This is a genomic window from Clostridium estertheticum (assembly GCF_011065935.2).
Classification (GTDB): Bacteria; Bacillota; Clostridia; order Clostridiales; family Clostridiaceae; genus Clostridium_AD; species Clostridium_AD estertheticum_A.
Genome location: NZ_JAAMNH020000001.1, coordinates 593,910 through 620,032, shown reverse-complemented (window position 1 = coordinate 620,032; position 26,123 = coordinate 593,910). Strand labels below are relative to the sequence as shown.

General features: G+C 32.9%; 19 protein-coding genes. 2 read left to right on the top strand and 17 right to left on the bottom strand.

What is annotated here, in order from left to right; translation table 11 throughout:
* Nucleotides 1-57: 57 nt before the first annotated feature.
* The 9 genes from G9F72_RS02880 to G9F72_RS02840 form a co-directional block, all read right to left on the bottom strand.
* Nucleotides 58-999: a tRNA dihydrouridine synthase gene (locus tag G9F72_RS02880; protein WP_164959766.1), complete on the bottom strand. Its 942-nt coding sequence runs from the start codon at nt 997-999 to the stop codon at nt 58-60.
* A gap of 331 nt (nt 1,000-1,330) precedes the next feature.
* Nucleotides 1,331-4,108 carry a VWA domain-containing protein gene (locus G9F72_RS02875; protein WP_164959765.1) on the bottom strand — a complete coding sequence of 926 codons (2,778 nt, stop codon included), beginning with the start codon at nt 4,106-4,108 and terminating at the stop codon, nt 1,331-1,333.
* Between the two features lie 13 nt (nt 4,109-4,121).
* Nucleotides 4,122-5,912: a vWA domain-containing protein gene (locus G9F72_RS02870; protein ID WP_164959764.1), complete on the bottom strand. Its 1,791-nt coding sequence runs from the start codon at nt 5,910-5,912 to the stop codon at nt 4,122-4,124.
* Nucleotides 5,909-6,781 carry a DUF58 domain-containing protein gene (locus G9F72_RS02865; RefSeq protein ID WP_164959763.1) on the bottom strand — a complete coding sequence of 291 codons (873 nt, stop codon included), beginning with the start codon at nt 6,779-6,781 and terminating at the stop codon, nt 5,909-5,911. The genes G9F72_RS02870 and G9F72_RS02865 overlap by 4 nt, the downstream gene beginning before the upstream one ends.
* 12 nt (nt 6,782-6,793) lie before the next feature.
* Nucleotides 6,794-7,777: an AAA family ATPase gene (locus G9F72_RS02860; RefSeq protein WP_164959762.1), complete on the bottom strand. Its 984-nt coding sequence runs from the start codon at nt 7,775-7,777 to the stop codon at nt 6,794-6,796.
* Nucleotides 7,778-7,790: 13 nt separating this feature from the next.
* Nucleotides 7,791-9,395 carry a hypothetical protein gene (locus tag G9F72_RS02855; RefSeq protein ID WP_164959761.1) on the bottom strand — a complete coding sequence of 535 codons (1,605 nt, stop codon included), beginning with the start codon at nt 9,393-9,395 and terminating at the stop codon, nt 7,791-7,793.
* A 16-nt stretch (nt 9,396-9,411) separates the two neighbouring features.
* Nucleotides 9,412-10,293 carry an ABC transporter permease gene (locus tag G9F72_RS02850; protein WP_164959760.1) on the bottom strand — a complete coding sequence of 294 codons (882 nt, stop codon included), beginning with the start codon at nt 10,291-10,293 and terminating at the stop codon, nt 9,412-9,414.
* Nucleotides 10,290-11,225, bottom strand: a complete 936-nt coding sequence (locus G9F72_RS02845; protein ID WP_164959759.1) for an ATP-binding cassette domain-containing protein — start codon at nt 11,223-11,225, stop codon at nt 10,290-10,292. The genes G9F72_RS02850 and G9F72_RS02845 overlap by 4 nt, the downstream gene beginning before the upstream one ends.
* Nucleotides 11,225-13,618, bottom strand: a complete 2,394-nt coding sequence (locus tag G9F72_RS02840; protein ID WP_164959758.1) for a hypothetical protein — start codon at nt 13,616-13,618, stop codon at nt 11,225-11,227. The genes G9F72_RS02845 and G9F72_RS02840 overlap by 1 nt, the downstream gene beginning before the upstream one ends.
* Nucleotides 13,619-14,260: 642 nt before the next feature.
* On the opposite strand from G9F72_RS02840, the gene G9F72_RS02835 reads away from it, so the two are divergent.
* Nucleotides 14,261-15,667 carry an amino acid permease gene (locus G9F72_RS02835; RefSeq protein WP_164959757.1) on the top strand — a complete coding sequence of 469 codons (1,407 nt, stop codon included), beginning with the start codon at nt 14,261-14,263 and terminating at the stop codon, nt 15,665-15,667.
* 323 nt (nt 15,668-15,990) lie between these two features.
* On the opposite strand, the gene G9F72_RS02830 is transcribed toward G9F72_RS02835, so the two are convergent.
* The 3 genes from G9F72_RS02830 to G9F72_RS02820 all read right to left on the bottom strand — a co-directional run bounded on the left by G9F72_RS02830 (nt 15,991) and on the right by G9F72_RS02820 (nt 18,764).
* Nucleotides 15,991-17,283: a VanW family protein gene (locus G9F72_RS02830; RefSeq protein WP_164959756.1), complete on the bottom strand. Its 1,293-nt coding sequence runs from the start codon at nt 17,281-17,283 to the stop codon at nt 15,991-15,993.
* A 47-nt stretch (nt 17,284-17,330) separates the two neighbouring features.
* Complete coding sequence (locus tag G9F72_RS02825; RefSeq protein ID WP_164959755.1) at nt 17,331-17,972, bottom strand: hypothetical protein; 642 nt, start codon at nt 17,970-17,972, stop codon at nt 17,331-17,333.
* Nucleotides 17,973-18,569: 597 nt separating this feature from the next.
* The gene (locus G9F72_RS02820; RefSeq protein WP_164959754.1) at nt 18,570-18,764 is read right to left on the bottom strand and encodes a transcription initiation factor TFIIIB; all 195 of its coding nucleotides are present in this window, start codon (nt 18,762-18,764) and stop codon (nt 18,570-18,572) included.
* 168 nt (nt 18,765-18,932) lie between these two features.
* On the opposite strand from G9F72_RS02820, the gene G9F72_RS02815 reads away from it, so the two are divergent.
* The gene (locus G9F72_RS02815) at nt 18,933-19,379 is read left to right on the top strand and encodes a hypothetical protein (protein ID WP_224675936.1); all 447 of its coding nucleotides are present in this window, start codon (nt 18,933-18,935) and stop codon (nt 19,377-19,379) included.
* 634 nt (nt 19,380-20,013) lie between these two features.
* Here G9F72_RS02815 and G9F72_RS02810 read toward each other — a convergent pair.
* From G9F72_RS02810 to G9F72_RS02790, 5 genes are all read right to left on the bottom strand, one after another.
* Nucleotides 20,014-20,427, bottom strand: a complete 414-nt coding sequence (locus tag G9F72_RS02810; protein WP_164959752.1) for an RrF2 family transcriptional regulator — start codon at nt 20,425-20,427, stop codon at nt 20,014-20,016.
* Between the two features lie 307 nt (nt 20,428-20,734).
* On the bottom strand, nt 20,735-21,394 hold the full coding sequence (locus G9F72_RS02805; protein ID WP_164959751.1) for a 3-oxoacid CoA-transferase subunit B: 660 nt from the start codon (nt 21,392-21,394) through the stop codon (nt 20,735-20,737).
* A gap of 34 nt (nt 21,395-21,428) precedes the next feature.
* Entirely contained in the window at nt 21,429-22,145 is a 717-nt protein-coding gene (locus tag G9F72_RS02800; RefSeq protein ID WP_164959750.1) for a CoA transferase subunit A, read from the bottom strand.
* A gap of 288 nt (nt 22,146-22,433) precedes the next feature.
* A complete protein-coding gene (locus G9F72_RS02795; protein ID WP_164959749.1) occupies nt 22,434-23,633 on the bottom strand; it encodes an FprA family A-type flavoprotein in 1,200 nt (399 codons plus the stop codon).
* A gap of 58 nt (nt 23,634-23,691) precedes the next feature.
* On the bottom strand, nt 23,692-25,599 hold the full coding sequence (locus tag G9F72_RS02790; RefSeq protein WP_164959748.1) for an acyl-CoA dehydrogenase family protein: 1,908 nt from the start codon (nt 25,597-25,599) through the stop codon (nt 23,692-23,694).
* Nucleotides 25,600-26,123 lie beyond the last annotated feature (524 nt).

Genomic DNA, 26,123 nt, shown 5'->3' with positions numbered 1-26,123 from the left:
ATTTTACAATATCCTCAGTTATCATATCGATTTTTAATTTTTCAATATGAATATTTCTCAGTTTTCTAAAACATCCTGTTCTCTGAATAAGCTTGAAACAGCTTCATCATAATCGTATAATCTTTCTGATTTTTTAATTTTTTTTGCATATTTTGCATTATCAGAAAACACCGGAATCATATAAAACCATAGTTCTTTCATTTTAAACAAGACATTCCTATCTCCAAATAGTATTCTTTTATAATCTTCATAAATTTTATCATGAAAGTCTTTTAGTAATTTTTTTTCAAGTTTAATATTATTTGTAATATCGCTGATCAGTCCAGGATTGGCTAATAATCCCCTCCCAAACATTAAAGTATCTACACTAGGGAAATCAGCCGAAAACTCCTTGTAATCATTAATTGTAAAAATGTCACCATTGTAGCAAACAGGATTTTTACTTAAAATCATTGCTTCCTTAAATATTCTCAGATTAGGCTTATTTTTATAGAAATCCTTTTGAATTCTTGGATGAATAATAAGCTCTTCTATAGGGTATTTGTTAAATATTTCGATTAAATCATAAAATTCTTCGGGTTGGTCTTTTCCTATTCTGGTTTTTATTGAGATTTTAGTTATGGATTGAGAAAAAATTTCGTCTAAAAACACATCAAGTTCTTCTCTTTTTGAAAGAAATCCGGACCCTCTATTTTTTGAAACTACAGTTCCAGAAGGGCATCCTAAATTTAAATTGATCTCATTATATCCCAACAGCTTTATTTTCTTTGAAGTATGAATAAAATCTTTTGCATTATTGGTTAGTAATTGTGGAATCAAAACTAGTCCTTGGTTGTTTTCAGGCAAAATATCATTTAATTCTCGAGTTTTAAAACTTTCACTTTGATTTGCAGGAATAAAAGGTGAAAAGTATTTATCTATATTATTGAAAAAAGCATTATGGGCATTTCTATAAATATACCCAGTCAAGCCTTCCATAGGTGCGAAATAAAAATTCATATATCTAATAGCTCCTTTATTTAAGTAGTTCCCTTTCTATTTGTGATCGTTCTTTGTTCATACAATTTTTTCACTTTATTATACCATGTTTATTTAGATTTTAATATTATTGATGGAGTAAACATATAATCAAACTTGAAGAAAAAAGCTACTTAACTAAGCATTTATTATCTCCCTCTATACCATAATAATCTTCATGAAAAATACATGCAAAAATAACCCTGCCAAGGTTTCTAGAATAGCTTTTTTTCTTATATCAAAAAAGCAAAAACTGTATTGGAAAATTTCCAATACAGTTTCCTTCTGAAATGTCGTTAAACTACAAACTTTATTATTTTTTAAATCTCTTATTTTTTAACAGTTGACTAGTGTCAAGGCTGTCTATACTGAATTTCTCTTCAGATACTTTTTCCTTATCTTCTTTAATAACTTTCTCTACAGGAACATCCTCATCTACCAATACCTCATAATAGGTACTTTTCTCTTTCTTATATTTTTTCCTGATTTTATTTACACTTAGCCCCGCGAAAGCTACAGCAGAAGTATTTATTTTACTAAACATAGCCTTAAGTTTATTTAAGTTTAACCTTCTAAATGCTATATCAAGCATAAAAAGTATTAGAGCAAGGGAAATTAAAAAGGTAGTGATATCCCTATGTCCACTTTTATCTGTCATAGCTTTAACAAAAACCTCTTTAGGATTTGTAATGTTTTTCCCACCAATAAAAGTTATAAATTTATCTATGTTACTACTATTATTATTTATTTTATATTCTGGAGAATACTGCAGCGCATACCCTGTATTAACAGAATTTATTACCTCTCCATTTTTAACCTGCTTTCCATTGATCATGTACACTCCAGTTTCTTTTAAAGCTATTACCCCTCCATACTCACCAGGTGCTGTTTCGTATAATTTTTCCTCACTACTTTCACCAGAAGGAGAAACTACAACTATACTAGATTGAAGTGGTTCATCACTATTTTTGTTTTTAAGGGTTACAGTAGCTTTTCCTTCTTGCTCTGAAACATTCATAGTGACATTTCCACTCGCATAGTTCTCTCTAGTAAAGTTTATGAGATTCTGCCACAGCTTCAAGTTCTTATTCCAATTTATATAGTTTCCACTCCATTTACCTGAAATATCTGAATTCCAAGCTGCAGTTTTACCCAATCCATACTGCCAAACCGTTAGTATAGGATCATCCTCATCACTCTTAAGAACTTCTCTAGCTGTTTCCTTAGCCGAGGCTCCAACATATCCTAATAAAGATGGAATTCCAGCTTCAGCAACTCCACTTAAAACATTGTGATTGTTGCTTATTATGGGTGTAAACTCTCTATTATTGAGATACATTCTAGCTGCCATAAAGGTTTCCTTTGAAAATATTTTAGGTATATTAGTATATTCATCAGTGACGTAAGCTCTTCCACCACACTGCTTTGCTATAGTATCTAAGAGCTCTTTATCTGCATCTCTTCCAACAGATACTGTAGATACGGTTATATTATCTTTATTAATATCCTTAATCAAACTATCATAACCTGTTCTTTCTGCCTGTCCATCTGTAAGTAAAATTATATGTTTTATTTTTGCATCACTTTTCTTTAATGCTTTATACCCTTCTTCAAGAGCTGGTAATATACTAGTTCCGCCATCTGCTCTTATGGTTCCAATATCTGCTTCAATGGCCTTAGCATCTTTAATGGGTTGTTCTTTAACCACCCAGCTATAGGCTCCATCAAAAGCTAAAACACCAATTTCATCCGCGCCGGGTCTAAGGGAGTCCAAAGTCCTTATGGCAGCTTCCTTGGCCATATCTACCTTGCTAATCCCTGCAACACCTTCAGACATACTACCAGATTTATCAATAATTAATACCATGGCCATTTTAGGTACTTCCTTTTTCCCCCTCATATCCATGTATACTGGTAGGATTTTTTCTAAGGGAGTTTTAGCATATCCACCTAGTGCAAAGGAATTATCTCCACCGGTGGCAATAAAGCCACCACCAAAGTCCTTAACATAACTGTCCAAAGAATTTATAAATCCATCATTAAGATTATCTGCAGAAACATTGCAGGTTATTATAGATTTATAACTTGTCATTTCTTGAAGTGTTCTAGGGGCTGAAGCAGCTTCAATTAGATTGAAATCCATAGAAGATGCCTTCAGCATTTTTATTAATTCATTAGCTTCCCCAATACTATCTTCTATTACTAAAACTTTAGATTTAGCTAATACATTAGTAAAAGTAGCTGCTTCATTATTTTTCAGTTCACTATCTTTACTTCCTTCTACCACCACTTTATAATTTCTAAAACCTCCCGAATCAGCCTTATCCTTGAAGATAAATTTATTTTCTCCCTTTTGGAGCTGTACCTTCTGCTGACTCACCTCGGCTCTTCCATTAAAAAGATTTACATTGGCTTCCTGCGCTATTGTACTATTTAAGGTCACAACAATATTAAATTCCTCATCTAGGGCCAATTTTTGTGGAACACTAATTTTCTCTACAGCAACTTCCTCACCATCATTTTTTTGTATTTTATAATATTTTAAATCTATGCCCTGCTCTTGAAGATAGGGTGCTATTTTACTTACTGATCCCGAATTCTCTTCGCCGTCAGAAATTAATACAATCCTTTTATTAGAATTATCTGGGAATAAAGATAAGGCTGTAGCCATGGCGTTATCAATGTTAGTATAATTACCATTAATCTTACCTTCTACCTTAGAAAATTCGTTATCCTTACTAATAAAGCTTTCCACCTGTGTATTTTCACCAAAGGATAATACTCCAACCCCATCTTTTTTTCCTTTATATTGACTTGCTTCCTTTATAAAAACTTCCATACTATTTCTACTAGCTTTAGTTGAATCTGAAGCATCTATTAAAAAAAGTGTGGTTGTAGAGTCTACTTTCCAATAAAGGCTTGAACCACAAAGAGCTAAAATTATTAAAGTAACTACTAAACTTCTTAGTATTACAATAAAGCGTTTCTTGTTTTTAGGCAATCTAATAAGCCATCTTGAAGAATATATGACCCCTGCCAGCAATAGGGGAATTAAAATCAATAAATATGGTCTAACAAAATTTAATCCCATGTAAGTCATCCCCTTATGATCTTGTATATACTAACCATTCAATAATAATGATCATCAAAGCTAGTATTAATAAAAAACTACTTAAATCTATTCCACCTTTATTTAACAAACTGCCAAAAGTATTGGTAGTACTTGATTTTTGAACACTTATATCACTCTCAGAGCTTGGAAAATTAATAGCAATAAGCTTACTATCTTCCTTTTCGAAAAGTTTTTGTTTTATCTCATAAATACCCGGTTTAGCTGTGTCCTCAAAAGGCTTTACAGGATACTTAGTGCTTACCGCTTCTTTAATTTTATCAGGAGTAATTACATTTATTTTTTCTGCCTGGGGAAGTGGTATTATATTTACACTTTCGCCACAGTTATATTTGTTAACCGTAAGGGTATCTCTATCAATGAGGTAGGATATTAGATTATTTATGAAAATCGGAAATTCCGTGGTTAAAGGCAAATCCGTGTTATGAAGATCAAAACCTAACACTCCAATTTTCTGATCCTTTTGTGCTCCAACAAAAGAAACTTGCTTTTCCCCAACTTTCAAAAGTGGATTTCCCCAATATGGAGTTTCTATTTGTCTAAGCTTTGAGATAATAAAATCACCATTACCCATATATTTGGTTATAGCATGGGTAACAACAGAGGCTGTGCCCCCGCCTACTTCCTCTGAAACCTTAAAAAACTCATTGCTTTTATTTGGATTAATAAATAACATACTTCCTTTTTTAGGTAATGTCTCAGGTACTTTCCCATCAAAAATATATAAATCAAAATCCGGAGGAACCTTCTCACTAGAAGAAGATTTAAATAACTCTATATCCTTAAGTGTAGTTATAGCCTTTTCAAGGAATACATTTCCATCTGTACATAAAAGAATTCGACCTGCATTACTCTGTTTCACTATAGAATAAATACTGTTATCCTCCATTAAGGCATCCTTTTCAGATATTTCACCATAAATATATTTATTATTTTGTGGAACATTTTCAAAATATACGGTTTGAGTTTCACTAGCTTTCATATTTAAGTCCTTATAGGCTACAAGCTTAGTTTCACCATATAAACAAAGTTCTATTTTATTGTCTTCATCTCCATGATTTGTGACTCTAACCATAACCTTTAAGCCTTTCTCCATCTGTGAGTGAGCTATATAATCTAAACTCATATTATTTCTTTTTGTAGCTAAATCTACAACTTCACCATTTACTTCCTTCATATTAACTGCTTTATCAGTAAAGAAAATAACTTTATAGCTTTTATATTCCTTGCATATAGCTTTAACTAGTGAATTTACCTCATCTATATTTCCCGCACTGTTAGTTCCTTTAATTTCTTTTATTTTCTTTATAGTAGCGGATTTATCTGTAGAACCGCTTACTTCAACTCTAGAGTTTTTGCCTGAAGATATTATTGTTATTTTACTTCCAGAAGCCAAAGAATTAACTGTAGCCGTTGCCTTCTTCTTTGCCTCGTCAAGTCTACTATCTTTTTCCCAAAGGGCACTCATACTTCCAGTAGTATCAATAACCATAACAACATTTTCATAGTTTTTGTTATTCCATAGTAGAAAGGGCTTGGTAAGAGAAAATATAACTAAAAGTAATATTAATAATTGAAGGAAAAACAATATATTTCTTCTAAACCGCTGAAAGGGTGTGGCAGCTTTTGTATCCAGTAATACTTGATGCCATAGATAAAGACTAGAGATTTCTCTCTCTTGAAATTTTTGTTTTAATATGTACATTAGAATCAGTAGCGGTATTAAAACTAAAAACCATAAAGCAAGCGGAGACAAAAGCTTCATATTATTCCCTCCCTTGCAAACTGTTCAAATACTATCTTTTCTAAAGGGTGTGATGAGGAAACCTGCATAAAAGTTCCTCCATATTTCTTAACCCCTTCTTTAATAACTACAGACATGGCTTTTAACTTTGAATTATAGGTTTTTAGTAATTTTGGTGTTATGCTGATATTTACCTCTTCACCTGTTTCACTGTCAATAAGGCGTACTTCCCCACCTAAGGCAGGTGCTAGTTCTTCTTCACAAAGCACCTGAACAAATATAATTTGCTGCTTTTTATAGGCAAGATACTTTATCATCTCTTCAATAGAACCTGTAGTAAAAAAATCTGAGATGATAATTGAGATTCCTCTGTTTTTTAAATCCTTCTTTTTAATAGCTTCTGACAAAATTGTTGATCCTTCAAACTCAGTTCTTTCCATAAACTGAATAGCTGATTGAAACATACTCTTGCCCATATAAGAGTATGCTTGCTGTAGGGTATTTCCTTGAACCTTATTAATACATACTCTATCTAAATTATTCAGAGCAAAATATGTAAGTATTCCACTTATCCTTAAGGCCATGGCCCCCTTGTTTTTTTCTCCAAAATCCATGGACTTGCTACAATCTACAAATATATTTATAAGAGCTTCCCGTTCCTCCATGAATAATTTTACAAATAACTTATCAAAACGCCCATAAGCATTCCAATCTATTCTTCTAAAATCATCTCCTGAGCTGTATTCTCTAAAGTCTGAAAACTCTACAGAACTTCCTTTCACCTTTGACTTTCTCCCTCCAGCGGTACCTTCCGTCATGGACATAGTAGCTTTTATCGAAATGTTTTCAAGCTTTTTAAAAAATTCTGTATCAAATATTTTTTCTTTCATATTATCACTACCCTACGATTCTTTAAGCTGACTTTGTAATATCTCTTCAATAATTTCTTCAGCGGTTACTCCATCTGCCATGGCATCAAAATTAAGGAAGAAGCGGTGTCTTAAAGCTGAAAAAGCTACAAATCTTATATCCTCAAAGGCTACATTATATCTACCTTCCATCACCGCTCTCACTCTAGCCGTAGAAATAATAGCTTGGGCCGCTCTAGGACTAGCTCCATACCTAATATATTTTTTAGTAAGCTCTGGAGCTTCCGTATAGTCTGCATGAGTAGCAAGAATAACCTTAAGAGCGTATTCCTCCACTGCTTTTGACATGGGCACTTCCTTTAAAACTTTTCTTATTTCAAAAATTTCATCCCCATCAATTATCTTATTAAGTTGCGTAGCCTTGTTATTAATAGTTACGTCTATTATTCCCTTTAATTCTTCAAGACTCGGGAAAGGTACCATTAACTTAAATAAAAACCTATCCAATTGAGCTTCTGGTAAAGGATAGGTACCTTCATTCTCTAGTGGATTTTGAGTTGCAAGTACCATAAAGGGTTCACTTAATTTATAGGTATTAACTCCAACGGTCACAGTATGCTCCTGCATAGCTTCCAGTAAAGCTGACTGTGTTTTAGGTGTTGCTCTATTTATTTCATCTGCCAATAAAAGATGTGCAAATACTGGACCCTTTTGAAATTCAAAGGCATTATTACCTAACTTACTTTTAACTATAATATTAGTACCAACTACATCCGCTGGCATTAAATCAGGTGTAAACTGAATCCTAGAAAAGGATAAATCTAAAACCTTTGAAAGTGTCTTTACTAGCTGAGTTTTTCCAAGACCAGGTGCTCCTTCTAAAAGCACATTTCCACCGGAAAAAATTGCTATAAGGACAAGTTTTACTATATCCTTTTGTCCGATAATAGCCTTTCCTATTTCAAGTTCAATAGCCTTAATCTTATCAACTATAATTTTTATTTCTTTTTCATCCATTATTTTTCCTCCTTTAGTCTTGCAGCGAAGAGAAATACCCTTTAATAACATCCTTCATACCATCAGGTATCTCATTATTGTTTAGACTCTCCATCGCCTTATCAGTATACTCTCCTATAACCTGATCATAAGGTTTTAAGTTTCCTAATTCTGCATTTGGTTTATTCGTTATAAAACTATCACTACTTCCTGAATTTCCATTCTTTTTTCCTGTAAGCCCTGAAGCATTACTAGTTCCCCCTAAGCTATTAGGAGTGAAGATTTTTTCATAACTCTTTTCAGTGCCTTGTCCGGTCGCTTTATTAGCAATTCCCCCTGAACCATAAGCTGTTACTCCTGAGTCCTTATTGCCACTTCCATTTCCGGCTCCACTGCCCCCTGATCCTTGTCCCTGACCTGAGCCTTGGCCTTGGCCTTGGCCTTGGCCTTGACCTTGGCCTTGGCCTTGACCTTGGCCTTGGCCTTGACCTTGACCTGAACCTTGGCCTGAACCCTGGCCCTGAGCTTGTTGTACTTGGCCTTCCGGTGTTTCTCCTTGAAGGTCTTCCTGTACTTGTGCCAAGGCTTTATTCATATCCTCACTTGAAGTTCCCTTCTTTACAGTTTTAGCTATCTGATCCACACTGCTATTTAAGGCGTTTTCATCACCACTTGATAAGCCGGCCTTCAAAGCATCTAAACCATCTTTTAAATCACTATTACTAGTAGATGCTGAAGCTTTTGAAAGCGTGTCCTTTAAATTCTTTTTACTATTCTCATCCATAGTCTTTACTTCTTCTTTTAACTTGTCTAATTCTTTTTTTACTAATTCTTTATCACTTTTCTTCATAGCCTCTGAAAGTTTTTGAGTATCTTTATTTTCTTTAAGTCTAGCTTCCAAGTTCTTAAGATCTTTTGACAACTCCTCATTTTTCTTTAAAGCTAATTTCTCTGTAGTTTTCTCTACTGCTTTATGGACTTCCTTAATATCCTTTGTAGTCTTTAATTCAGCCTTTAATTCTTGAAGTTTTGCTATTAAGTCTTTTTTCTGCTCAGTACTTAGTCTCTTATCCTCTTCAACCTTCTTTACAGAAGCATTAACTTTTTTAACTTCCTCTTTTTTATAGACAGCTAAAGCATGATTCTTTTCTGCTAATGTCTTAAGAGGGTCAGGTAGTAAAGTAGAACCCAATAAGATAACTAGTAAAACACAAAGACTTACAAGAAAATTCTTTTTAGGTATTAAGGATATATATTTTTTATAATTCAATTGTTTTAAATTATTAAGAGCATCCTTGACTAGAAGCTCCTTGTAAAGACACTCTTTCTTTTCTATTTCAATTGCTGTGGAAACTCTCTCTTTAAGCTCAAATGAGTCCACCGTCGACGCAATGATTTTTAAATCAGGCTTTACTATTAAAGAATAGAAGAAAGCCATCACTATAGCTGTCTCACAAATATACGTAACCTTCTGATAAACATTATATATTGGTATAAACCTTGATATTAAGCTTAGAATTATACCAACATTCACTGCTACTAAAGAACCTATACAGATATTTACAAAGATATTCCTTAATACAAATCGACCTCTTATTTTCTTAAGAATACTATAAATTTCTTTATAGGAATTATTCATAGCTTATTCACCTCACCTATTTGTTTTTTCTAAACAGTTTTCGCCTTGCAGGATTTAACTTTAAAGCACTTAACCCAAGTAAAATAACTGATAAGCCTATATTAAATATAGAGTTAATGTGCCATAATAACAAACCATTCTGTTTTCCTGTTAAATATATACCAGGAAATATTTGTCCACCGCCTTGCCCTAATTGAGTTGTTAGAAGAGATGCAAGTCCTGCAAAAGGATTACAATACATTAGCCAAAAGGTCTGGTTATAGGGGGTATTAGGATGATTTTTCATTATTACCAATTGTATATAAAAGATAGATATTAATAAGGTTCCCAGGGCTAAAAATATTACTAAAGCGTAAGAAAGTACATTAGCTGCTGTACTTCTCCTTATAAAAGTAGAAAAGAAAATTCCTATACTACCTAGTGTTATAGCTATAATTATATAAAATATAAACACCTGTGCAAGCTCTTTTACACCTATAATTCCATAAAGAAATATTACTGAAAATATTGGAATAGAGGATATTACTAGCAATATTATATGACTAAGAGATGCGAATAGTTTTCCTGTGATTATTGACACAGGTCTGAGTGTTGTTGACATAAGCATATCTAAAGTCTGTTTTTCTCGTTCTCCTGATATTGCACCAGCAGTTAATGCAGGAGCGATAAGACCTATAAGACAAAACTGTACTATTACCATAAACACATAGGTAGCAAATATATTGCTTTGATTGACTCTTCCCATATTATTATTCATAGTCATCTTCATAATAAACATAGTAAGTAATGCTAGTACAAGGTTATACCCCCCAATAAGAAATACAGCCTTCCACCCTCTCATCTTAACTTTAAGTTCTTTTAATAAAACTGGGTTAATTCTCAAACTATTTTTATTCATACCTTTTCCTCCATTGAAGTAGTTACCTTCATAAATATATCCTCAAGATTTCCATCTAGAGCATTAAAAGATACTACTTTAATATTACCCTGCACTAAACGTATTAGAATTGCACTCATAAAAGCATCATCACCCTTAAAATCTGCCTCAATAATATTATTTCCTACAGTATTTACTTCCACTATATCTGGGAATTCCTTAAGTATTCTTATTGTATCTTCTACTTTATCTATAACTTTCACTCTAATCCTCTGTGAGTGATAAACCTTTTGCACTATCTCATCAACTGTGCCGCTCATTAAAACTTTACCCTTGTCAATTATCCCTATAATAGTGCACAGCTCCGCAAGCTCTGGTAATATGTGAGAACTAACTAGTATTGTTTTCCCCATACCCCTTAAAGTCCTTAGGATTTCTTTCATCTCAACTCTAGCTCTTGGGTCCATTCCTGAGGCTGGTTCATCTAACACTAATAAATCTGGATTATGAACTAAACTTCTAGCAAGACAAAGTCTCTGTTTCATGCCTCTAGAAAGACTATCCACATAAATATTTTTTTTATCAGTTAAATCCACGAGCTCCAAAAGATCATTACATATCTTTACACTTTCCTTGCCCTTTATGTTATATATAGATGCATAGAATTCTAAATACTCAATAACCTTTAAATTATCATATACCCCAAAGAAATCTGGCATGTACCCTATTCTACTTTTAAGCAATCTTATGTTATTAGAAAGGTCTATTCCATCCATAAACACTTGTCCTGAAGTTGCAGTCAATAGACCACATACTATCTTCATGGTGGTGGTTTTTCCTGCACCGTTGGGTCCAACAAATCCAAATATTTCCCCTTTGGGAATATGAAGAGTTAAATTATTAACTGCTTGAAAAGATCCATAACTTTTACACAAATTCTCTATTCTTAGCATTATTTCACCTTCCCACTGGCAGAAATTTTAGGAATTGCACAATCCCCAGCGTTTTTAATTTCTAGCTTGATTTTAATTTTATTATCCTTGTTTAAATATTTTTTAAGGTTATCTACGCTAATTGTTGCATCCAGTAATTTTTCATAACTACTGCTAATAAAATTATAAACATAAATAATAGGTTGTTGTGGATTTCCATTAGTTAGATTGGTAGTTTCAATACCAACTTGTTCTACATTTACTTTTTTATCTATGGAGTATTCTATTTCAGCATACCCATTCCCAAAAATCCTGTTATTAAAGGTATCATATTTAATAGAATTGTTTGGGACTACTTCAAAAGGTATAAATCCCATGGGATAATTAACATTATTCCCATCAATGAAGTTTACACTTATAGGCATTACTAGTACAATCCTCTCATTTTTAGCTACATTAGTTCCACCGTTAATTATAATTGGCGCTTCAATTGGGGTTTTAGAAAAACCAATAAGCTTAATATCATCAACCATCATATTATTCCCTTGGAACATTAACCTTAACATTCCTTGCTTTTGATTATTATCTATAAACTTATTAGAATTTACTTGAGCCATATTTCCTTGATTTCCATTTTGGTTATATCCCATTATGACTTGATTAGAAAATTGATCCATATTACCTCCGTATGTCCCTCCTGAAGTAGGTATAACCTTACTCTCTCCTGCTTTCACATCCCCAATTTTATAATATTCTCCAGTAGTTACTATATAACAATCCTCTAAATCAATTTTTGTTGAATTTTTAATATTTCCAGTTATACTACCATTCTTCATTTTTACATCAGTTTCTATTTTCCCGAGTTCCAAATTTTGCTGCTCTATTCGCATTACTTTATTTTCTAAAATACTAGTGTTAACATATTCTAATCCCTTATTTCCATCTACATATATCTTTGCTTCTAACACTTCATTACCAGTAACCATATTATTACCATTTCCATTATTAGAATCAACCATAGCAAATAACTGTTTCCCAGCTTTACTTTGAACCTTCAATTTCATTTTGTTTGTAGTAAATATTCCTGCATAAGTAGAAACTCCCGCATTACCTTTTTCATCCATATAAATGGCTGAAACTATATTTGCTGTAACCTTGTTAATTCTTCCACTGGCCCCTGAGATAAATACTATAAAGCCAAAAATCACAGCCAAAACAGGTACTGTAATCCACATAAATTCCCGCTTATCAAACTTCTTAAGTAGGATATAGCTTAGGGGGGCAACTATTATTATATAGATAAAAATTATTATATAGAATTTTCCAGTCTTTGCAGATGCAAGTTCACTAAATTGATTCATTATGTCTCTAAGTACCCATATATCTTGTCCTGGTTGCATGCTATTCCTTTGATTTACCTTAACTAGATCTGGATTAATAATTTCTATTAACTTTTGTGCAAACACAGAATTATTACTCCAGCCTATAAAGGGGGGCAACCCTAAATCAAAAGCTACTATCCCAATAACTCCCTTTCCCACAGAAAGACTCTGTACCAAACTTACTCCGTTTTCCACCATATTCACTTTGCTATTTTCAATCTTCATATCTAAAACTTCAATATTTACTTTGCTGTTGTTATCTCCATTAGTAGCTACATTGTTTATTTTCGAAGTAGTTATGGTTGAAACTTTACCTATACTACCTTTAATAAAATCATCTTTAAATACACCTAAGGTTTTAGCCTGATTGACTCCTGTTCCTATTATTAGGGTCCCACCATCTTTAACCCACTGTTTTAATACCTCATATTGTGCTTTATTTAATTTAGTAGTATCAAAATTATTTATTACCAATACATCAAAATTCTTTAAAGCAAGGAAGTCTTCTGGAAAACTTTTTTCAGTAAGCATTATAGTTTTTGTTACTAGGGTAGTACCTATGTTTGAAGGTACTGCATTTATATAAGTAACACTATCACTATCCTCACTTAATATTCCAATAAATTGGGTCACGTTATTTGAAGTATTATTTATTGTTAATTTATCCTCATAAACTATTTCTTTTCCATTACTAATTACAATCTTATAATCAGTACGTGCTCCACTAATAGGAACGTTGATTATAATATCCTTTTGGGAATTTTTTTGCATGCTTAATTGCTTAACATAACTAACATACTTGCCTGAAGAACTAGGCACCCTTATTTCTACTTCCCCTTTTATATCTTTATATTTATTGTCTATAGTCATGGTTATAGGTGCAGAATACCCTACTTTATAATTTTTATTAAAGCCTACTTCCACCTTAACATTAACATCTTTATTTACAGCTGCCTCTACCCTTGTTCCAATACCTGTAAATACGGTTAAAGCCATTAAAAAAACTATAAATGCATTTGCGAGTTTTCTCATAAAATCCCTTCTTTCCAAATAAATTTCTGGTAAATCCATTATTATATTACATTTTTATACAACATTACTAATTATATCATGAAAACACTTGTAATTCATTAACTGTTTATTAACTTTTATAATAGACAAGGTCAAAAACAATATACAGATGAATTTAAAAATGCAATAGTAGAGCTACATAACTCTGGAAAGAGTTTGGCAGAGTTACTTCTAAACCTTCCCTGAAAGGGATAGAACTTAAATTCTAAAATAACAATGATTGCAATAAAAACCAAAGTAAAGTAATTATCTTTCAAATGAATTGTTCTCCTTGATAAAATTCATTTTTTAAAAAAGTCAGAATATTAGTTATATTTTGTAGTTTTTTGTTGGATTTTATAGTTTTAAATATACAATCATACCAAGGTAAATAATAGATGGAAAATTAAAAAAATATAATTATTAAAGAAGGGGTGGGAATGTTCATGAAGAGAATTAAATTAACCTTAGCTTTGTAAATTCTTGTCGGTCTTCTTTGTAACCGTTATCTTAGGAACAGTGGCTAGAATCGTTAATATAACCTAATAATAGATAACGAATATATAGAATTAATAGATAAAAATGTAATAAATAGATAATAAAATTTATATGGGAGGAATTAAAATGAGTGAAAAAGATAATGCTTTAAATGATGATCTTCATCGTGGTCTAGAAGAGAGACATATTCAAATGATGGCAATTGGTGGAGCAATTGGTGTGGGTCTATTTTTAGGATCAGCATCAGCAATTAAGACAGCAGGCCCTGCCATTTTAGCATGTTATGCCATTACCGGAATCTTTTTATTCTGCATTATGCGTGCACTTGGAGAAATGGCAGTTGAGAATCCAATCGCAGGTTCCTTTAGTGCATATGCTAATCAATTTATCGGACCTCTAGCTGGATATTTAACAGGATGGACTTATTGGTTTATGTGGATTGTAACTTGCATGGCAGAAGTTACTGCGGTAGGTGTTTATGTTAATTTTTGGTTACCAGGTATTCCACAATGGGTCTCAGCTCTTGCTGCTGTTGCTTGTATGACAGTAGTAAACTTAATTGCAGTAAAGGCTTTTGGAGAATTTGAATTTTGGTTTGCACTTATAAAAGTTATTACAATTATTTTTATGATCATTTTAGGTATGGTTATGATTACAACTGGATTTGGTAATGGAGGACATCCTACTGGTATTTCAAATTTATGGAATAATGGAGGTTTCTTCGCTAAAGGAGTAAAAGGTCCAGTTATGGCTATGGTTATGGTTGCATTTGCTTTTGTTGGAGTTGAGCTTATTGGTGTTACAGCAGGTGAAGCAAAAAATCCAGAAAAAACAATACCATCAGCTATAAATAAAGTTTTTTATAGAATAATGATTTTCTATGTAGGTGCAATATTTGTAATTATGTCGCTTTATCCATGGGCTTCACTGGGAACAATAGGTAGTCCATTTGTTGCTACTTTTAGTAAACTTGGAATAGGTGCCGCAGCAGGTATTATAAATTTTGTTGTATTAACTGCAGCGCTATCCGCATGTAACAGTGGTATTTTTACTACAGGTCGTATGCTTTATAACCTTTCACTTCAAGGTTCAGCACCAAAACCTTTTGGAAATCTTAGTAAAGCACAAGTTCCTAAAAATGCAATTTTAATTTCTGCAGGGTTCATGCTCGTTGGTGTTTTTCTTAATTTTATTGTTCCAGCTAAAGTATTTGCTTATGTTACAAGTCTTGCAACCTTTGCAGGTGTTTTTTCATGGTTTATGATTTTACTCGCACAAATGAAATTCAGAAAATCTCTTACATCTGAACAAGTAAAGAACTTAAAATTTCCAATGAAGGGATATCCTTTTACTAATTATATTAGTGTTGCATTTTTAGTCTTCATAATAGTAGTAATGTGCTTGAACCCAGATACACTAGTAGCAGTTATTGTAGGACCACTTTGGTTAGGAATATTAGTTGCCTATTATTATGGTAGTGGTCTTAATAAACGATTTAGTTCTAATAAAGAAGATAAAGATATGGTAGCTTAATATTGTGTATTAACATTTTATTTTGATCTTCTTATATTTGGATAGATAAAGGTGAGCTAGGTTTATATATAGAATTTATAAAAAAGAGTATTGAAAAAGATAGCACTTTAGCAGGTGTTATTTTTTTATATCATTAATAATGCAAGTTTATATTTTGTTAATTACATTATTATTAAAAACACTCTAATTCCGAGCTAAAAGAAATTTACTCCAAACAAATTTATAAAGACAATAATCTATATGCCATGATTCAAAGTTGTTTTAATTCAAGCCCCTTTAGTAAAGCATAAGAAAACCCTCGACATCTCTGTCGAGGATTGGTTTTAAGTGTTTTTTTTAATCGCAGAGCCTACAGGAGTATATACATCATTAGAAATAACCTCTGAGTTAATTATCATTCCATTTTCATATGTTTTTCTTATAACCTTTACTTTATAACCATTGGCATCCTCATTTATATTATTCTCAATAATATACTTTTTTTTGTTTAGGTCTGAATTTGAAAAAATATTGATATACAAAATTTTATTTTGAGTACGCGCCTCTATATATATTGGGTATTCAAGAGTATTTTTAAACTTAAAGTCTATATTTCCCCAATCAACTGTAGCATCAAGTCCAAGCCCTACATATGAAGAAGGTACTGAATGATGCATTCTTCCTATATCCTGTATTCCTGTTTTTAAAATTGCATTATATAGAGTAGATGATACCTGGCATATACCACCACCTATTCCGGATTCAATTTTATTGTTAATTATAACAGGAGCCTCCATGTAACCTCGTTCTCTTGTCCTCTGGCCTAGCATTTCATTAAAACTAAAGCTCTCACCTGGAATTAAAACCTTACCATTTATAGCTCTAACAGAAATATCAATATTATTAGCTCTCATAAAAGATGATGACTCAAATTTTGTACTAAATGATGCTATACATGTATTAATAAGAAAAAGTGTAGCTTGTGTAACTGCCGCTTCCGTCTTTTTAACAGGTGCCGTTATATGTATGTCGTCAATTACTCCAGCTTTAATTTTATTCTCAATATCTTTATTAAGTTTTTCTTTTTCAATCTTATATCCTTTTTTATCAGCATCTATTTTAATTGCACCTTCTGCTGTCATTTCTATAGTTGCATTTACAGGCTTCTTATTGTTTTCCTTCTCAATATTCCTTGTAAATTCCTCAATAGAGTCATTATCGCAAGTAAAATCTAAACTATATCTTTCCTTACTTCCAGTCTTTATAAGTTTATGTTTTTCAATTATGCTTAAATTCTTTCCAAAGTTAAATGCTTTATCTATAACATTATCCATATCATAACCCTTAATTAAATTGGAGTTGTCTACCGAGTAAACTTTATCGTCAACGGTTACATATAGTTTCCTGTTTTTTATATCATCTATATATTGGTATTTAATTATATTTTTTGCCTCTTCCTTGGTTTTACCACCTAAAGCAATATTCGCTATTTTTATATCACTATAAATTAACTTGCTCCATTTATTATTTTCTATATTTAATCCCCACATACAACCAAGTGTTACCGCAATAAAACTTAAAATGAATTGAGCTATTAACATTTTAAAAGCAATAGTGATACAATATTTTTCCTTCATATAGCACCTCATAAATCAATTTTAAATTAAGAAAATATATGATAATGTTATTTGGCAAAAAAATTAATAATACCATCTATTTTTAGAGATTCGGATTTAATTAGGTATATTTGCTCTTCCAATACACTTTCTTTAATTTTTATTTGTTCTTGAGAATCATTAATTAAACTTAATAGCTTGGCTATCTCTTCTTTATATTCAGAAATACGCTTATTAGTTTGATTATAATATCCATCCATTACCTTACCTAATACTTCTAGTCTTTGTTCTCCATCAGAAAGGAGATGATTTAAATCAACTTTGGAAGCATTAATTATATTTATAACAGATTCTTTTATTACATCCTTTGGTAAATTTTGTGGCAAAGCATTGATAAAGTTCTGCAACATGAAAACCGTATTAATGTCACTATTTTCAAGTTCATACAAAGAATATATCTCATTTATCATCATTTTCTTTTCATATGCTGTATTTGTTTCCACTTTAGATTTTTCTTTAATAACTGGTTCAAGTAATTTAAATTCTTCTTTAAGATCAATAGCCTCAATTTCAAGAATATTATTCTCATTATTTAATACTTCACTTAACTGAATATTATTTTCCCAATTTGAATCGGTATTTTGGGGTTTTTCTATGATACCCTTTTCAACCAAATTATATTTTTCTAGTATAGACATTATTTTCGACATAGTATACACTCCTTAAAATAAAACTTCAATTCAATTATATTAACCTACCGATGATCATTTTCCCTACTGTTATTCCTAACATTATTATAATTAAACAAGAAAGAAAATAACGAAATTTAGCTGTAACTTTATATGTCGTCTCAGATAATTTTTTTTCAAATAATTTCAATATACTATCGCACAAAAATAGTGAAATTGATAAAACTACAACTACAACGAAAAAAAATATTATCACCCTTTAATCCCACCTACTTGATATATATATATCATCATTATTTAATTACATTATTAATTTAATTATATACTATTCAGCAAGCTACTGCAATATATATGTTAATTCACTAAATTAATACAAAATTAAATAAAAAAAACACCTCTTTTAGGATGCAACTCATTCCTTATGCTCTAATCTAACTAAATTAAAACATAAGCAAAACCTCAACTAAAATTTATTAGTCGAGAGTTTCAATGAGACGATTAGGCTAAACTCATATTTTAATACACTTTAGCGGATACAACAATGAATAAAATAAACAAAGTTATAGGCTGCCCCTTTTCATAATTTATTGAGACAGAATATATGAAAAATGTGAATTATCACTTGAATTTCTCTGGTGTTAATACTCTCATATTTAAAATATAACCACATTTTGTACATACCTCTGCACTCACTTCTGACCCATTCATAATTTTGAAAAATGTGTCAATAGGATATAATTTTGCATTAATATCAAGTTTAGCCTGTGCAATTTTTTCACAACCACATTCTGGACATTTCTTTTCTCGTTCCATTAGATTATCCTCCTGCAATATTTATTTCCACAAGATACTACTATTCAGAAAATTTAATTATTATAACATCGTAGGAATAATTTACCATCGTGACACCCTTTTGGAAAAGTGCGTGTTAAACATTAATCCATAATAATTCCAGCCTATCATGGGAATCTTAACAAAGAGGTGATTAATATGATTAAAAAGTTATTAGTTTTCTTAACTCTTTTCGTTATACTCTTACATTCAACATGTGTAAATGCTGAAGGTTTTAAATATGTTGAGATTTTTGACCCGAAACAAGAAAAAGTTGTGAAAGTAGTCCAATCAAATCCGCAAATTCAAGATATGATTACAAGTTGGATTACCAATTTAGAAGGATTATATAAAAATGACCCCGCTACTGACGATGGATATGTGGTAAAGATTCCTTTAGATCCAATTGTTAAAGTGAACTGTAAGTCATTGAATGCACTTGTAAGTGAAGTATATATCTTAATTCCTGAAAATGAACCACCTTGTTATCTAATTTTTGAAGATGAAAACAAATTATTAAGTTTGGTGTTTAATGGTGATATAAACAAGTTATCAAATATTTTAGATTTTAACTTAAGAAATAAAGATAATAAATGACTAATAAATACGTAATATTCTACAGTTGTGACTCATGATATCAAATGTACAATATCTATTGAGGATTATAGGCATAAGATACTTTAATAAAGAGGAATATCATATTGTAAAGAACATTAGTGTTAGAGGACACTTTAATCTGCAGTAAATCCTCCTTTTTAGACATGAATATCAGCAACTGTAAATATGTTATATAGAAAAGCACAAGATGTATTGAATACAACTTGTGCTTTTTTTTAGGCCTTAATTACGAAGAAAAACCCTAAGAACATCATAATACAATTAAATATTGATTTCAATGATTTTTGTAAATACCAGAAGAATTGCTAAAAGACATCTTAAATTTGAAAGAAGAACTTCCTTGTCGTTCAGCTCAAAAGATCATAGCTATGTTTGAAATTGTAAAGAAAGTGGATAAAGGGTTCTTAAACATTCGAACGGTAAACAGAATTTTATATTTTTACGGATACACGGGAGTAAATCTATCTAAGTATACAAGGTATTTTTATTACGCGATTAACCATTCATCACTATGATCCAACAAATTAAAGCATAAGAAAACCCTGGACTAATTAATTAGTCCAGGGTTTTCAATGGTGGATGTGAACCGCACTTTGTCAGCATTATTGCATAACTAAACTTCTCCATCTACTAGTTGTTTAAAATTTATACTTTCTAGTTGTTCGTTTAAACTCTTTTGTACTTTTGTCATAGCTCTATGCAGAATGCATACACTACTTCTATTCAAATTACAAAAGATTGGATCAATTACACATCTATTAACACATACTGGACCGTCTATTGCTTCTATAACAGCTTTTAATGTTATTTGCTCTGGCAATTTATTTATAGCATATCCTCCCTTGACTCCCTTGTAAGATCTTAGAATATCTACTTGTATAAGCTTTCTTAAAAGTTTTAAAAGAAATCTTAGCGGTATACCCTCTTTTTCTGAAATTACTTTTGATTCTACCTTTTCACCATAGCCTAATTTACTTAAGTGAAGTACTACTCTAAGTCCGTAATCTGCTTCTTGTGTTATTTTCATTTTATATTTCTCCTTAAAGTATACTCATTTGGTATACCTTTTAGTTTAAGACCTTTACCCTGTTTTGTCAATGAGGTTTTTGAAAATTTTCACATTTAAATTGCTGTTTTGGTTCCATTGCTACACAAACCCCCTTCAGATAAATGTTGGTAGGTCCCCTGCTACATTTACACCGATGGTTTCAGACTTTCACCGACGAGTAACCGCCCATGCCGGGCACACTAAAACAAAACTCCTACTTATAAAAGTGGGAGTTTTGTTTTAGAAGATTTAGTTCTAGTATATAAACAATTTTGAAAACAAACATCTACAACCTATACACAGCTACCTTATCAGAAACTGTAAAATCAGCCTCTGTAATGCTACGAATGTCATCAACAGTTAGGCCTTCAAATATTTCAGTAAGTACCAGTCCAGTAGGCGTTACTTCAAATACTGCTTTTTCAGTAATGATAACATCAACTACTCCTTTGCCTGTAATTGGAAGAAGACATTTTTTTAATATCTTAGATCCACTCTTACTAGAATGCTTCAATGTAGCAATAACTTTGCGAGCTCCATTTACTAAATCCATAGCCCCACCCATACCTGGTGCAAATCTCCCTGGAGCAAGTGGCATAGCCCAGTTTGCAATATTACCCTCTTGATCTACTTCAAGTGCACCTAGTACTGTGGCGTCAACATGCCCTCCACGAATAATGCAAAATGATGTAGCCAAATCAAAAACCGCGGCTCCGGATAGTAAGCTAATAGGTTGACCACCAGCGTTTGCAACATCTGGATCTTCCTTGCCTAGTTTTGGCGTAGGGCCAAACATTAAGCAACCATTTTCAGATTGCAATATTACTTCCACACCCTCAGCTAAATAATTGGCAACTGCTGTAGGCATTCCAAACCCTAAATTCACTACTTGACCATTACTTAGTTCCTTAGCTGCCCGACCAGCAATTATTTCTCTTGCTTCCATACTTAATTACCTCCTTTGATTTATAAATAATTAATTAGTTTAATTGCTTAGAATTAACCCACAAATCAGTATATACTTGTTTATGTTCATCAAATGAATATCCTTGTACAACAGCTTGTACAAATACACTTGGTGTACCTACGCATTCAGGTTCAATACCACCAACATCAACTATCTCATTCACTTCTGCTACTGTATAGTCTGCACCCATTGCCATAATTGGATTGGTATTAATGGCTAAGCCACGATATTGTATATTTCCTAATCTATCGCCTTTATAACCTTTAATAAATGCAAAATCAGCTTTGAGTGGCAATTCAATTAAATACATTTTACCCTCTATTATAAGTTTTTGTTTACCTTCTTCAACTAATGTACCTACACCTGTAGGGGTAAGAACTCCACCTAATCCAGAACCAGCTGCCCTAATTTTTTCAACAAGACTACCCATTGGAAAGTATTCAATTTCAATATCTCCGTTCTTAAATTGTTCCAGCGCAAGCTGACATGTACCAGAATGAGCGGTAATTAATTTTTTAACTTGCTTGTTTTTGTACAATCGTGCAATATCAAAATCTTGACCAGGATAGGCATTAGTTACTGATATTATAGTTAAATCTTTAACGCCTTTTTCTACTAATTTATCAATCGCTTTAAGCGGTGCACCCACCCCTAGAAAGCCACCAAACATAATTGTCGCTCCATCGTGAACCTTTTCCATTACTCCATCTAAATCCATAACTTTGTTCATGAAATTATCCCCTTTCACTAATAGCTTGATATTTTACGTACGCTATTATAGTATACCTTTTTGGTATAGTTTTATTTGTAAGATTAGGTATGCATAACTAATCTTTATTGCATACCTAATCTTCTCCATCTACTAGTTGCCCAAAATTTATACTTTCTAATCTGCATTTAAATCTTTTTGTACTTTTGTCATAGCTCTATGCACAATGCATACCCCACTTTTTTGTCAAAAGAGATCCGCTCATGAATTTTATCCATGAGCCGATCCCAAATTTATGTTTTTCTGAAATTATTTCATTGACTCGATAATGCTGTCAGCAATTGAATCCATCGAATCCGTATCCTCTTCTTTCATGCTGGAGTTCAATGACATCTCATTGTCTAAAATAGTAATTTCTTTCATCTCATCCAAAAGTTCACGCATCAATTTGCCGGATTGAGGAGCCCATGAGCCATTTTCTATAAGAGCAAAAGTTCGTTTTTGAAGATTTAATGCCTTCATATCCATTATATAATTCAACATCGGTGGATAAATCTTCAAGTTGTAGGTTACAGATGCAAGAACCACATGACTATATTTGAATGTCTCAGAAATCAAATAGGATACATGAGTTTTTGAAACGTCATACATAACCACATTCGTCATTCCCTTTTCCACTAGTCTTGTTGCCAAGTCGCTTGCAGCGGCCTCCGTATTTCCGTACATTGTTCCATAAACGATCATTACGCCATTTTCCTCAGGTTCATACCTACTCCACTTGTCGTACTTATCTAGTAAGTACCCCAAATCATTACGCCATACCGGTCCATGTAGCGGGCAGATAATCTTGATGTCGATACTGCTCGCCTTCTTCAAAAGATTCTGAACATGAGGACCATACTTGCCTACAATGTTTGTATAATACCTCCTGGCCTCATCAATCCAATCGCGTTCAATGTTCATCTCGTCATTAAACAGCTGACCATCCAATGAGCCGAAAGAACCAAAGGCATCAGCGGAAAATAGTACACCATCTGTAGCATCATATGTAACCATAGCTTCTGGCCAATGTACCATTGGAGCAGACACAAATGCAACGACATGTTTTCCAAAGGACATAGTATCGCCTTCTTTAACTTCCATTATTTTGCCATCGATAGCGAAACCGAACTGATGCATGAACAATGACGCTTTTTGAGTGCATACAATCTTTACATCTGGATAACGAAGAATAATTTCTTCAATGCACGCTGCATGATCCGGTTCCATATGGTTAATTACCATATAATCTAAAGGTTTGCCTTTTAGAATCGATTGAATGTTTTCAATGAACTGGCGGCAAATTGACCAGTCTACTGTATCAAAGAGTACTGTCTTCTCGTCCATTAGCAAATATGAGTTATAAGAAACGCCTCGTGGAATTGGATGAATGTTTTCGAAAAGGGCAAGGCGACGATCGTTGCCACCAACCCAATAAATATCCTCAGTTATATTTCTAACACAATACATATATATATAATCCTCCTTTATACTAAAAACACATTATTATATTTAATTATTATAAAAATTAGACTTCTATAAACATATTTTTTTCTTCACAACAAGCAGGGCAAGTCCACTCTTCAGGTATTTTTTCAAATAGAGTTCCGGGAGATACTTCACCTTCTGGATCACCCATACCAGGATCGTATTCATAACCGCATCCGTTACATACATAATGTTTCCAAGTTTGAATAGCTTTCTTAGGAGCAGTTGACTTCATCTTCACCATTGGTGGAGCATCTTTCTTTGCCTCTCCATTATCTAAAGCAGCAGTAAGTAATGGTAATATCTCCATTAAATCGCCAACGATACCGTAATCAGAGTTCTTAAAAATTTTCGCTTTGGAATCGATATTTATAGCAACTATTGTAGCAGCATCCTTTATGCCCTTCAAATGCTGACCTGCACCTGAAATACCACAAGCAATATAAAGATTTCCTTTGAATTTTTGACCAGACATACCAACATAACGATTTAGTGGTAAATATTTAAGTGTTTCAGCTACTGGACGCGAAGACCCTATAGCTGCACCAGCTTGAACTGCCAAGTCTTCTATAAGTTTCATGTTTTCTTTTTCCCCTATGCCTAGACCTACGCTGACAACCCTTTCAGCCTTAGTTATAGGAGTGTCCATTGGAATTCCAACTGTAAAATCATATTTATCTGCCTTAAGAGCCTCCACAAGTGCATTTACTTTTTCACTCGCAGTTCCTTCCTTGAAAATCACTTTTTTACGATAGCCCGTTGCAGGTCCACGTTTAGTAGCTTTACCTGTGTTCTCGTTTTTCGGCATCTTACCTATGATGTGAGCAGCAATAACGACACGTTGAATCTCATTAGTTCCTTCATATATTGTACAAATCTTAGCATCTCTGTAAGCACGCTCAACTTCCATACCTTTTAAATAGCCGTTTCCACCAAATATTTGAAGAGCGTCGTTCACAATCTCAAGGCAAACATCTGAAGCATATTGTTTCGCCATAGCAGCTTCCATACTGTAACTCTCATGATTTTCTTTAAGCTCTGCTGCACTGTAAATAAGTAATCTAGCTGCTCTAAGTTTTGTCGCCATATCTGCCAACTTAAAAGAGATAATCTGTTGCTGACATATAGGTTTGCCAAATTGAACTCTTTCTTTTGAGTACTCTAAAGCATTTTCATAAGCGCCTTGAGCTATTCCTAGAGCCTGAGCTGCAATACCAATACGACCACCATCCAAAGTTGCCATAGCAATCTTGAACCCGTCACTCTCATTACCTAGTAGATTTTCCTTAGGGACTTTCACATCATTGAATATTAGCTCTGCAGTTGCAGATGATCTAATACCCATCTTGTCGTAATGTTGTCCAAAGCTAAAGCCTTCTGTGTCTTTTTCCACAATAAATGCACTTATACCACGAATACCTATATCCGGCGTAGTAATTGCAAAAACAACATAAATATCAGCCTTACCAGCATTTGTGATGAAGATTTTTTCACCATTCAAAATGTAATTATCACCATCGAGTACTGCAGTAGTCTCCGTACCCCCAGCATCACTACCAGCATTTTCTTCGGTAAGACCGAATGCACCAAGTTTCTCTCCCTTTGCGAGTGGCACTAAGTATTTTTGTTTCTGCTCCTCTGTTCCGTAGGCATAAATTGGGTATGCACCCAAAGATGTATGAGCGGAAAGAATTACGCCTGTACCACCGTCAACTCTTGATAATTCCTCAACGGCGATTGCATAACTGATTATGTCCAGACCTGCTCCACCATACTCTTTTGGATATGGGATTCCCAGCATCCCCATATCAGCTAACTTATTAATTACGCCCGTCGGGAATTTATTTTCCTGATCTAACATAAATGCAATAGGTTTAACTTCTTCCTGCGCAAACTCTCTGATTTTTGTCCTCAAATTTTCATGTTGTTCCATAGTCTTAAAAAACATAAATGTACCTCCTTTTAATTAATGCGGTTTCATGAATGTCGCTTTGTGAAATCTGTAAAACCACAACATCGAGTTGCCGCAAGCAAAACTCATCAAACTCAGGTGACTTCTCCATTCTTTTTTACCTTTGGAATCCATCTAATCAGTATGTTTTACTTCATCAACCATAATTGTAAACACGTTCCTTAAATGTATACCAAAACCCTATAAATGTATTGTATACCTAAAAGGTATACAATACAAATTTAACTCAAGCTTCCTTTTCGTCATGAGCACCCGTAAAAACGTGTGGCATGGTTTTAAGTCTATAAGCCTTTCACTTTGTTCAAGTTACTCTGCCATTGTCTCTTTTGCTGTTCTCTCAAGGGACTTTATTACTACTAGCTAACCTAGAGGGGTTCAAATCTTATTTTTCCTATACAATTTTGCAAAACCCTATATCTTTACGCAAAATACCCTCAAAATTATTCACACGACAAAAGAGGGCCTAACGCCATCCTCACAACGCACTCCACATTAGCCGT

Excerpts from the sequence above, each read along its gene's own strand:
- G9F72_RS02830 (WP_164959756.1), bottom strand. The coding sequence starts at position 17,283 with ATGAAGGAAAAATATTGTATCACTATTGCTTTTAAAATGTTAATAGCT.
- G9F72_RS02880 (WP_164959766.1), bottom strand. The coding sequence starts at position 999 with ATGAATTTTTATTTCGCACCTATGGAAGGCTTGACTGGGTATATTTAT.
- G9F72_RS02800 (WP_164959750.1), bottom strand. The coding sequence starts at position 22,145 with ATGAACAAAGTTATGGATTTAGATGGAGTAATGGAAAAGGTTCACGAT.
- G9F72_RS02855 (WP_164959761.1), bottom strand. The coding sequence starts at position 9,395 with ATGAATAATTCCTATAAAGAAATTTATAGTATTCTTAAGAAAATAAGA.
- G9F72_RS02875 (WP_164959765.1), bottom strand. The coding sequence starts at position 4,108 with ATGGGATTAAATTTTGTTAGACCATATTTATTGATTTTAATTCCCCTA.
- G9F72_RS02850 (WP_164959760.1), bottom strand. The coding sequence starts at position 10,293 with ATGAATAAAAATAGTTTGAGAATTAACCCAGTTTTATTAAAAGAACTT.
- G9F72_RS02860 (WP_164959762.1), bottom strand. The coding sequence starts at position 7,777 with ATGGATGAAAAAGAAATAAAAATTATAGTTGATAAGATTAAGGCTATT.
- G9F72_RS02820 (WP_164959754.1), bottom strand. The coding sequence starts at position 18,764 with ATGGAACGAGAAAAGAAATGTCCAGAATGTGGTTGTGAAAAAATTGCA.
- G9F72_RS02835 (WP_164959757.1), top strand. The coding sequence starts at position 14,261 with ATGAGTGAAAAAGATAATGCTTTAAATGATGATCTTCATCGTGGTCTA.
- G9F72_RS02795 (WP_164959749.1), bottom strand. The coding sequence starts at position 23,633 with ATGTATTGTGTTAGAAATATAACTGAGGATATTTATTGGGTTGGTGGC.
- G9F72_RS02845 (WP_164959759.1), bottom strand. The coding sequence starts at position 11,225 with ATGCTAAGAATAGAGAATTTGTGTAAAAGTTATGGATCTTTTCAAGCA.
- G9F72_RS02805 (WP_164959751.1), bottom strand. The coding sequence starts at position 21,394 with ATGGAAGCAAGAGAAATAATTGCTGGTCGGGCAGCTAAGGAACTAAGT.
- G9F72_RS02840 (WP_164959758.1), bottom strand. The coding sequence starts at position 13,618 with ATGAGAAAACTCGCAAATGCATTTATAGTTTTTTTAATGGCTTTAACC.
- G9F72_RS02865 (WP_164959763.1), bottom strand. The coding sequence starts at position 6,781 with ATGAAAGAAAAAATATTTGATACAGAATTTTTTAAAAAGCTTGAAAAC.
- G9F72_RS02810 (WP_164959752.1), bottom strand. The coding sequence starts at position 20,427 with ATGAAAATAACACAAGAAGCAGATTACGGACTTAGAGTAGTACTTCAC.
- G9F72_RS02825 (WP_164959755.1), bottom strand. The coding sequence starts at position 17,972 with ATGTCGAAAATAATGTCTATACTAGAAAAATATAATTTGGTTGAAAAG.
- G9F72_RS02870 (WP_164959764.1), bottom strand. The coding sequence starts at position 5,912 with ATGAAGCTTTTGTCTCCGCTTGCTTTATGGTTTTTAGTTTTAATACCG.
- G9F72_RS02790 (WP_164959748.1), bottom strand. The coding sequence starts at position 25,599 with ATGTTTTTTAAGACTATGGAACAACATGAAAATTTGAGGACAAAAATC.